The sequence below is a fragment of the Acinetobacter sp. 1207_04 genome, assembly GCF_052850415.1.
In genome coordinates, this window is record NZ_VXCQ01000054.1 from 1 (window position 1) to 216 (window position 216).

1 protein-coding gene is annotated in these 216 nt (G+C 39.8%); it reads right to left on the reverse strand.

Annotated elements, in window-relative coordinates:
• On the reverse strand, positions 1-216 hold a 216-nt coding region (locus FW754_RS16445; RefSeq protein WP_446325269.1), incomplete at both ends, for a hypothetical protein.

Consider the following 216-nt stretch of genomic DNA (forward strand, 5'->3'; position numbering starts at 1 on the left):
TAATTTTTCCATCCAATGTACCCACTTCAGATGTCATTCTTGTATTTAACGTGCCAACTTCTGTAGTCACACGACCATCCAAACCTGAAATCGCATTGCTATTAGTCGTGATTTTTCCGTCTAATGTGCTGACTTCATTACCGATACGAGTATTCAATGTGCCAACGTCTGTTGTTACACGGCCATCTAAAGCTGTAATTGCATTATTATTGGTGG